This is a genomic window from Legionella tunisiensis (genome assembly GCF_000308315.1).
Taxonomy (GTDB): Bacteria; Pseudomonadota; Gammaproteobacteria; order Legionellales; family Legionellaceae; genus Tatlockia; species Tatlockia tunisiensis.
In genome coordinates this window covers 21,267-29,447 of record NZ_CALJ01000182.1, presented here as the reverse complement: position 1 = coordinate 29,447, position 8,181 = coordinate 21,267, and the positions used below count along the sequence as shown (strand labels likewise).

The window sequence follows — 8,181 nt, the reverse complement described above, 5'->3', positions numbered from 1 at the left end:
GCCCATTACTCAATTTTTTACCCTTACATAGGTTGGTAAAGGCAGAGTCTTGTGCGCAGCTGTCATTGCGTACATATCATAATCATCACCGCTGGAAGTTCGCCGGCTATGGAATTTAGTACCATACCAAGAAGCTATACCACGGGTTTTATAACCACCTGAATTTTTCATTACTTCATAAGTATGGCCATCTACAGCATAGGACTCCGGATTACCATAACGACTATAAGGCTCATTTTTCGGTTTCACTTCTTTGAAAGATACCGGAATTGGCCCGGTTGGCGCCCCATCTTTCTCTTGGCTATAAGTCTTAGAAGACTTACTAGTAGACACGGTTGAATCTCGATTAGTAGCACAACTGGTTAACAAACATATAGCCAAAAAATAAACAACTCGCATTATTTAACCCGAACAAGTAATTTTTGCCTAATATATACAAAGCTAAATCGCATTAAAATACCCTCATGCTATTTGGTTGCATGATTGAGGCTGTGGTAAGATGGCGACGTTTTGTAATAATGAGTATAGAAACCATGAAGTTACCATTTCCTTTCATTCGTTTATTGATAGCAACAGCTCTACTTGCAACATCTAATATTTTTTATGCTGCAGTTGATGTTTTGCCCAAATCCGGTTTATCTGGAGCAGTACCTGCCTCATCGCCAGTTGCCAACAAACCCCTGATTACCCCTTCAGCGCCTACACTGAATGCCAAGGCCTACATTCTAATTGATGTTAACAGTGGCAAAATTATCGCTGAAAAAATAGCGAGGAAAAATTACCTCCAGCTAGCTTAACCAAAATGATGACACTCTATGTCATCTCTCATGCATTACATAATCAGCAAATTCATTTAAATGATAACGTTCATATCAGTCGCGAGGCGTGGAAAACTGGTGGTTCACGCATGTTTGTTAAAGAGGGACAGGATGTGGTTATTGAGGACCTTTTAAAGGGTATTATTGTAGACTCAGGTAACGATGCCTGCGTTGCAATGGCTGAACATTTAGGTGGTAGCGAACCAGGCTTTGCTGAAATTATGAATCAGCAAGCACAAAATCTGGGTATGAAAGATAGCCATTTCACAGACAGTACTGGCTTACCTGATCCAAATCTATACACCACTGCTAAGGATTTGGCCATCTTGGGTCGTGCTCTGATTAATGACTTCCCTCAATATTACCATTGGTACAAACAAAAATGGTTTACTTATAATGGGATACGTCAGCCTAACCGTAATCGTCTGTTATGGAGAGATAATCAGGTCGATGGAGTAAAAACAGGACATACCAACGAGGCTGGTTTTTGCCTGGTATCATCTGCTAAACGGGAAAATATGCGTTTATTAGCTGTTGTCATGGGCTCTCCCAGCGAATCAGCACGTGCGGATGACAGTGAGCGATTACTTAACTATGGTTTCCGCTTTTTTGAAACCCATGCACTTTATAAAGCCGGTCAAACCATTACTGAAGCCCCTATTTATAAAGGTTCAACAAATAAATTAACCATTGGTTTGCGTGAAGATCAATTTGTAACGATTCCCAGCGGTCAGTATCAACGATTAAATATTAATACCCAAGTTCCCCAAAATCTTCAGGCCCCTATTGCTAAAGGGGATGCTATTGGCAAGCTAGTTATTCAATTTGACGACTATGTAATATCTACTCAACCTCTTTATGCACTTGAAGACGTTGAAAAAGGGGGTGTTTTTACTCGAATGAAGGACTCCGTCCGATTAGCATTTAAGCGTTGGTTCGGTTAATAAAGGCAATAGTTATGACAGGCATTGTGTATCTTAATGGTAATTACTGCACAACAGAAGATGCGAAAATCTCGGTATTTGATCGTGGTTTTTTATTCGGTGACGCTGTTTACGAAGTACTTCCTGTCTACAATGGACGCACCTTCTTTGTGAATAGCCATTTGCAAAGACTAGAATCCAGTCTGGCTCATGCAAGGATTAAGGTACCTAGCGTTAATTGGCATCCAATTTTTCATGAGCTTATTAAGCGAAATGGCAGTGGTAATTTGCAGATTTACTTACAAATCACTCGTGGTAATCAAGGAATACGTAAACACGACATCCCTGGCGAATTAAATCCCACAATCGTTGCGTTTACCTTGCATAACCCCTATCCCAGTTTTGAGGCTAAAAATCAGGGTTTGCATGCCATACTTGTGGAAGATATTCGCTGGTCACGTTGTAATATTAAAACCACGTCTTTGTTGGCGAATATACTCACTAATGACGATGCTGTATCCGTGGGAGCAAATACTGCTATTTTATCCCGCGAAGGGTTTTTAACAGAGGGAAGTGCGAGCAATGTTTTTTAGTAGATGCACAAGGGACTATTCGCACACCTATATTGGATACTCTTTGTCTGCCAGGCATTACACGCCACATTACGATTGATCTTATAAAATCTCTGTCTTTACCCCTGCGAGAAGAAAAAATCCCAACGGAGTCTATTTTTAATGCGCAGGAAGTTTGGATAACCAGTACAACTAAAGAAATTTATCCCATAACTCGCATTAATGATTGCATTATAGGCAAAGGCTGTGGTGGCATGTATTGGCAACAACTGAATGAAAAATATCAACAATTGATAAAAAACACTCATGAATAATAAAAAATCAATAATTGAATTTCCCTGTGATTTTCCCTTGAAAATAGTTGGAAAAAAACCACCAATTTCGCCGCAGATATTACAGAGATTATTCATAAACATTTTCCTGAAACACCTGATAAGGCAATTAGGCATCAAGAAAGTCAGCACGGAAATTACTTATCTATCACAGCAGTAGTGCATGCCAAAGATCAATTGACGCTTGACTCACTTTACCGTGACCTAACCAAACATCCTGATATCAAAATGGTGTTATGATGATTAATATCCGTAACTTAGGCCTACAACCCTATTTGACAGTTTGGGATAAAATGAAATCATTCACTTCCATGCGGAATGAAAGCACAATTGATGAATTATGGCTATTAGAACATTTGGCAGTGTATACTCAAGGACAAGCGGGTAAAGCAGAGCATATTTTAAATCCTAATGATATCCCGATCGTCCAGAGTGATAGGGGCGGACAAGTAACCTATCATGGTCCAGGCCAGCTTGTTGCCTATGTATTAATGGACATCCGTAGGCGCCATCTTGGTATTAGAACTCTGGTAAGCCAACTAGAGCAGGTTTTGATAAATCTCTTAGCAAATTATCACATCGCTGGCACAATACGCTGTGGTGCACCTGGTGTTTATGTTGAAGATAAAAAAATAGCCTCTATTGGTTTACGCGTGAAAAATGGTTGCACTTATCATGGCATTTCGCTTAATGTTGCTATGGATCTCGCTCCTTTTCAAAATATAAACCCTTGTGGTTTTGCTAAACTGAAAATGGCTCAAATAAGTGATTATGTACCTGAAGTAAGTGTTGCTGGCGCCAGTAAACTGTTTACTGAAGTATTTAACTCAATTTGAACGCTGATAAATAATCTATGCATTTATTCACTGATTACATTGAACCATTAACTGCTTGGCTTTATACCCACCCTCATTGGGCCTTAATTATAACGTTTCTCATTGCACTTACTGAATCGCTAGCTATTATCGGTTCTATCATCCCTGGTTCAGTCACTATGACTGCCATTGGTATTCTTGCCGGCTCAGGAGTCATGCGTATTGATTTAACGCTTCTTGCTGCCACTTTGGGGGCAATTGCTGGAGACAGTGCGAGTTATTTACTAGGTTATGCATTTAGCGAGCGACTTATTAGCATTTGGCCTTTTAGTCACTATCCCAATTGGCTATTTTATGGCAAAGATTATTTTTCCCGACACGGCGGTAAAAGCGTGCTTGTAGGGCGATTTATAGGCCCCTTACGTTCCATTATTCCAGTAATTGCAGGTATGATGCACATGAGTCATTGGCGTTTTTTATTGCCAATACCTTGTCTGCTATTGCTTGGGCAATTATTTATGTTACCCCCGGGGTGTTAATTGGCGCAGCCAGTAGCGAGCTCTCTCCCGAAAGTGCTACCCGCCTCTTTCTTCTGATTTTAGTTTTACTGGCAAGTATTTGGTTATTGAGTGTGGGCCTTAAGTGGCTCTTTATCCGCATTAACCGTTTACTACGAACTAGTTTACATGATTTCTGGTCCTGGTCTTCAACTCATCCTCATTGGACTAAATTTTTCAAATTGGTCACTCCTGCTTACGAAACCAATTATTATCCAACTGCAGCCCTGGTTGTGCTGCTTGGACTAAGTATTCTTTTATTTCTTATTCTTGCCGCACTTGTGATTCATGGCAACTGGATTAGCATTCTTAATAGTCCCACTCACCTTTTCATGCAAAGCCTGCGCACACATGCCTTCGATGTTTTTTCATTATAGTTAGTCAAATAGTAAGCCCATTAACATTAATTACTTTGATATTCACTGTTATCGCTTTAACAATTTACGCACAAGATTGGCGTTCATTAACTTATTGGCTAAGCCTTAATTTGTTCTGTACTTTTATCCTTATCACTGTGCACATGCTCATCAACAACCCGCGGCCGCAAGATCTTCTGGAAATTCAAGCTGGAAACTCTTTCCCAACAGTTGAGCTTACCTATGCTACAGCATTGTTTTCATCCCTTATCTTTTATATGAAAACCTATTATCTGGGACGTCTAAATGGTATTTTCAAAATACTCTTATCCTTAAGCTTATTGCTTGCTGGATTAGCATCAATTTATTTGGGGGATAGCTGGTTCACTGACAATCTGGGTGCCTATCTCTTTGGTTTTATCCTCAGCCTCAGCCATTGGTTATTTTATAGGCGTCAGACTCAGAAGGCTATTCACTCATTCTTAGTACCTACCATTATTTTGGTTTCATTATTTTTAGCAAGCATGACCTCTTGTCTGTTAACCTACAATAAATCGATACGAAGCCATCAACCCTATTTTGCTCAATATGTATTTACCGATGAATTGTGGTGGAATCAAAAGAAACCTCTTTTGCCAATGTATCGTACTAATCGCATTGGCCAACGTATCAGTTTGTTCAATATTCAGTATGCTGGTTCGTTAATTCATTTTACTAATGCTCTAACGGCTTTTGGTTGGAAAAAGCAACATGATTCTCTTTTTAATTCAATCTTAACTCGAGTTAGCGGTCAAGGATCCTCTGCACAACTTCCTTTAATGGCGCAACTATACTTAAATCGTAAACCGGTTCTCGTGATGACCTACCAACCTAATGATGGGGCCCCTATGCAAATTTTACGAGTTTGGCGCTCTAACTATCATTTACATCATTTTCATCAACCGCTCTGGCTAGGAAGCGTTCATCCTCGTAATCCTTTAAAACGTCATGAACTAAAGCAAATCAATTTAAGTAGTAAAAGTAGGTCAAATTCACTTATATATGTAAGTAATGCCCTCCCTCAATTTTTGCAACGGCAACTTCCTTTGCCTGTAAGTAATGCCAAAAAGCAATTACCAATTATTGTAGAGCCGATGTTATTGTTAATTAGAGAATCAACTGGCCTGGAAATAAAGAAAGAGGGTTCTCCTTGAATACGTAATAAAAAGCTAGAGTAAATCATGGCTGGTGCATTTCCATAAAAATCTGATACTCTACTATCTCAATCTAATGAGACATCTCTACTAAGTTAAGCGAATCAACCAACTCATACTTTTAGAAAGGGACTAACTTGATGATGAATTTGATGGATGCAATCCATTTTTTACTCCCCTTTTTGGGGTGCATTTTTTCTTTTGGGCATCAAATTACAACGTAAAAACTATATTGTTGTCGCTTTATGGTTAAGCCTCATTGCCTTAGCTTTGCATTATCGTGCTTCCGGCGGCGAAATTCTTGGTAGCTATTTCAATTACACTCACGCTGTAATTTATTCACTCAATTTGGTCATCTTGCTTGTAGCAACTATTTATTTGTTTTTCAGCCTAAGTAGTAATACACAAAACAAATGGATTCACTATAGTACCGGTTTATTATCTGCATGCCTCATAACAGGCTTGGTTCTTTTATTAGGAAATTTATGGGTAAATGCGGTATTTGTTGAAAATAGACTTCCAGGTACACCCATTTTGCAAGTCGCCACCTTTAATAAACAACCTTATTGCGATTATAAATATGTTTTTTATAAAGTTGGACCTGATAGTATTGTAAGGTTTATGTGCCCTAATCACTATGGCTTACTTCCCTCTGTAGGTCGACTGGATTCTGCTCCTGGTTTTGTTGTGAAGCAGTTACCGCTACAATTACAAAACAAATTTAAGCAAGAGTCCGATGCCTTATAATTTGTCTTGTTATACAAGTGGTTAGATAGGATAATTTTTAAAAATTGGACAAATAAATTCACTCTGTAGATAATTTGTCCCATTTTTTATTTTTGTTAACATAGCGGAAATTTTTATACATCACTATTATGCGCAGTTTGCTTTTAGCCTTATCGATATTAGTATTTACATCGTCTTACAGTATGGCTCCCAAATTGAATTGGGACAATGCAGTTGACAATGCTGTGAGAAAATATGGTCTGCGAACTGAGCCAGAACTTCTTAGGCTATTTGCAAAATCAAATGTCGCATACCCACCCAAAGATATAGCCCTGTTGGCCTTTAAAAAAGAAAGAAAGATGGAGTTATGGGCAAGAAATGGCAATACTGCCTGGCGCCATATCCATACTTACCCATTGACAGCATTCAGTGGTCGCTTAGGCCCTAAACTCAAAGAAAGGGATAGACAAATCCCGGAAGGAATTTATCGATTAATAACCTTTAATCCCTTCAGTAGCATGCACTTATCAATGATGATTGATTATCCAAATCATTTTGATCGCTTGCAAGCCAGTAAGGATGGACGCCGTAGACTTGGCAATAATATTTTCCTACACGGCAGATCATTATCTGTTGGTTGTTTAGCAGTTGGTGATCGGGCTATTGATCAACTTTTTCTTCTCGTGCGTCGTGTAGGCTTAAGTCATGTGAAACTAATTATAGCGCCTAACGATTTACGGGTTGCCAAACCAGCTACCTCCAATTTCGCCCAACCACGCTGGTTACCTGAGTTGTATAAGCAAATAAGTTCAGCCCTCAGTCAATTCCCGTATCGAAATAAAATTGCCTAGGTAACATCCCTAAAGTTTTGCCAGGAGCAAAGAAAAGAAAAACTGGTAGAATAAATTTTCTCTCAACCGCTTTAAACCGTTGATGTCCACATCACTGCAATGTAAGTCTTCATGTGAATGAAAACAGGAGCATCTTCTGCAGGAGGGTCTTTGGTAACACTTAGGCGAGCTTTAAAATCCTTAAAGCTATTAGCTGCTTTCTTTTCATCAACTGTCCCATCTTTATTCAAATAAACCACCCTTCCCAATTAATTGATATATTTAATTTTCTATAAATTTATTACCCTGAAATGCGATGAGAGTAACATAGCCATAAGAACTAAAAGCCAGGTACCTGCACAATCTGTTCAGTGTTATTTTTCGCCAAGTATCAGGCGACTTTTGCATGACCTAGAAAATATTAAAGTGCACTTAACAAAAATTCGCAAAAATTAATAAATTCACTCTATACTGAGAATTAAAACATAACAAAGTGATGTGATGGCTACTTTCAAAAGGCAATCCTGGTCAACCATTGATTTACATACACTTCCTCCACAAGACTCTTTATTAGGTTGTCTTGTACTACTAACTCGCTATTACCGGAATCCCTATTCTGCGCAATCATTGACTGCAAGATTACCTTTGGAAAAAATAAACTCACAGCTGAGTTATTTGCCCGTGCAGCTGAGCGCGCCTCACTGAGTGCGGAAATATTCGATAAACCTGTCGATAAAATCAAAAATGGCGAACTCCCTGCTATTTTACTACTGGAAAAAGGCGAAGCTTGTATATTAATACAAGATGAGCAGGGAAAACGTAAGGTTATTGATCCTAAAACCCCTGCCGAACACTTGGAGCCAGCAGCTATTTTAGCCAACTATACTGGACAGACCATTTTGGTACAGCCAGAGTACAAATATACGACACGTGCTGAAGAAACCTTAGGAAAACCCCCAAAAAACTGGTTTTGGAAAGTATTCCTAAAAATCTTGGCCAACTTACTCCGAAGTATTGGTTGCCTCCCTATTAATTAACATTTTTGCGTTGGTCATTCCC

The 8,181-nt window shown here is 39.0% G+C and carries 12 protein-coding genes and 1 pseudogene; 11 read left to right on the top strand and 2 right to left on the bottom strand.

Annotation, left to right across the window (positions count from 1 at the left end; translation table 11 throughout):
* Positions 1-9: 9 nt before the first annotated feature.
* Positions 10-333 carry a septal ring lytic transglycosylase RlpA family protein gene (locus BN58_RS33965; RefSeq protein WP_408605482.1) on the bottom strand — a complete coding sequence of 108 codons (324 nt, stop codon included), beginning with the start codon at positions 331-333 and terminating at the stop codon, positions 10-12.
* A 200-nt stretch (positions 334-533) separates the two neighbouring features.
* On the opposite strand from BN58_RS33965, the pseudogene BN58_RS24410 reads away from it, so the two are divergent.
* The 10 genes and pseudogenes from BN58_RS24410 (at position 534) to BN58_RS11030 (ending at position 7,143) form a co-directional block, all read left to right on the top strand.
* Positions 534-1,762: pseudogene (locus BN58_RS24410) on the top strand (D-alanyl-D-alanine carboxypeptidase family protein).
* A gap of 14 nt (positions 1,763-1,776) precedes the next feature.
* Entirely contained in the window at positions 1,777-2,334 is a 558-nt protein-coding gene (locus tag BN58_RS24405; protein ID WP_019216886.1) for an aminotransferase class IV, read from the top strand.
* A gap of 32 nt (positions 2,335-2,366) precedes the next feature.
* Positions 2,367-2,627, top strand: a complete 261-nt coding sequence (locus BN58_RS33955) for an aminotransferase class IV (RefSeq protein WP_232220533.1) — start codon at positions 2,367-2,369, stop codon at positions 2,625-2,627.
* A gap of 78 nt (positions 2,628-2,705) precedes the next feature.
* Positions 2,706-2,885: a YbeD family protein gene (locus tag BN58_RS33950; RefSeq protein ID WP_332247962.1), complete on the top strand. Its 180-nt coding sequence runs from the start codon at positions 2,706-2,708 to the stop codon at positions 2,883-2,885.
* Entirely contained in the window at positions 2,882-3,481 is a 600-nt protein-coding gene (gene lipB, locus BN58_RS11045; RefSeq protein WP_156812484.1) for a lipoyl(octanoyl) transferase LipB, read from the top strand. The genes BN58_RS33950 and lipB overlap by 4 nt, the downstream gene beginning before the upstream one ends.
* Positions 3,482-3,498: 17 nt before the next feature.
* Entirely contained in the window at positions 3,499-3,999 is a 501-nt protein-coding gene (locus BN58_RS28490; RefSeq protein ID WP_051131894.1) for a DedA family protein, read from the top strand.
* Positions 3,951-4,394 carry a hypothetical protein gene (locus BN58_RS28485; RefSeq protein WP_198009874.1) on the top strand — a complete coding sequence of 148 codons (444 nt, stop codon included), beginning with the start codon at positions 3,951-3,953 and terminating at the stop codon, positions 4,392-4,394. Before BN58_RS28490 ends, BN58_RS28485 begins: the two co-directional genes overlap by 49 nt.
* 35 nt (positions 4,395-4,429) lie before the next feature.
* Complete coding sequence (locus BN58_RS28480; protein ID WP_051131892.1) at positions 4,430-5,566, top strand: LssY C-terminal domain-containing protein; 1,137 nt, start codon at positions 4,430-4,432, stop codon at positions 5,564-5,566.
* Positions 5,567-5,767: 201 nt separating this feature from the next.
* A complete protein-coding gene (locus BN58_RS24395; protein WP_198009873.1) occupies positions 5,768-6,313 on the top strand; it encodes a type I secretion system protein LssZ in 546 nt (181 codons plus the stop codon).
* Positions 6,314-6,441: 128 nt separating this feature from the next.
* A complete protein-coding gene (locus BN58_RS11030; RefSeq protein ID WP_019216882.1) occupies positions 6,442-7,143 on the top strand; it encodes a L,D-transpeptidase family protein in 702 nt (233 codons plus the stop codon).
* Positions 7,144-7,214: 71 nt separating this feature from the next.
* Here BN58_RS11030 and BN58_RS30880 read toward each other — a convergent pair whose 3' ends face one another.
* On the bottom strand, positions 7,215-7,373 hold the full coding sequence (locus tag BN58_RS30880; protein ID WP_019216881.1) for a hypothetical protein: 159 nt from the start codon (positions 7,371-7,373) through the stop codon (positions 7,215-7,217).
* Between the two features lie 324 nt (positions 7,374-7,697).
* Here BN58_RS30880 and BN58_RS33945 point away from each other — a divergent pair, with 324 nt between their 5' ends.
* A complete protein-coding gene (locus BN58_RS33945; protein ID WP_232220532.1) occupies positions 7,698-8,159 on the top strand; it encodes a cysteine peptidase family C39 domain-containing protein in 462 nt (153 codons plus the stop codon).
* Positions 8,160-8,181 lie beyond the last annotated feature (22 nt).

Excerpts from the sequence above, each read along its gene's own strand:
- BN58_RS24405 (WP_019216886.1), top strand. The coding sequence starts at position 1,777 with ATGACAGGCATTGTGTATCTTAATGGTAATTACTGCACAACAGAAGAT.
- lipB (WP_156812484.1), top strand. The coding sequence starts at position 2,882 with ATGATGATTAATATCCGTAACTTAGGCCTACAACCCTATTTGACAGTT.
- BN58_RS28490 (WP_051131894.1), top strand. The coding sequence starts at position 3,499 with ATGCATTTATTCACTGATTACATTGAACCATTAACTGCTTGGCTTTAT.
- BN58_RS11030 (WP_019216882.1), top strand. The coding sequence starts at position 6,442 with ATGCGCAGTTTGCTTTTAGCCTTATCGATATTAGTATTTACATCGTCT.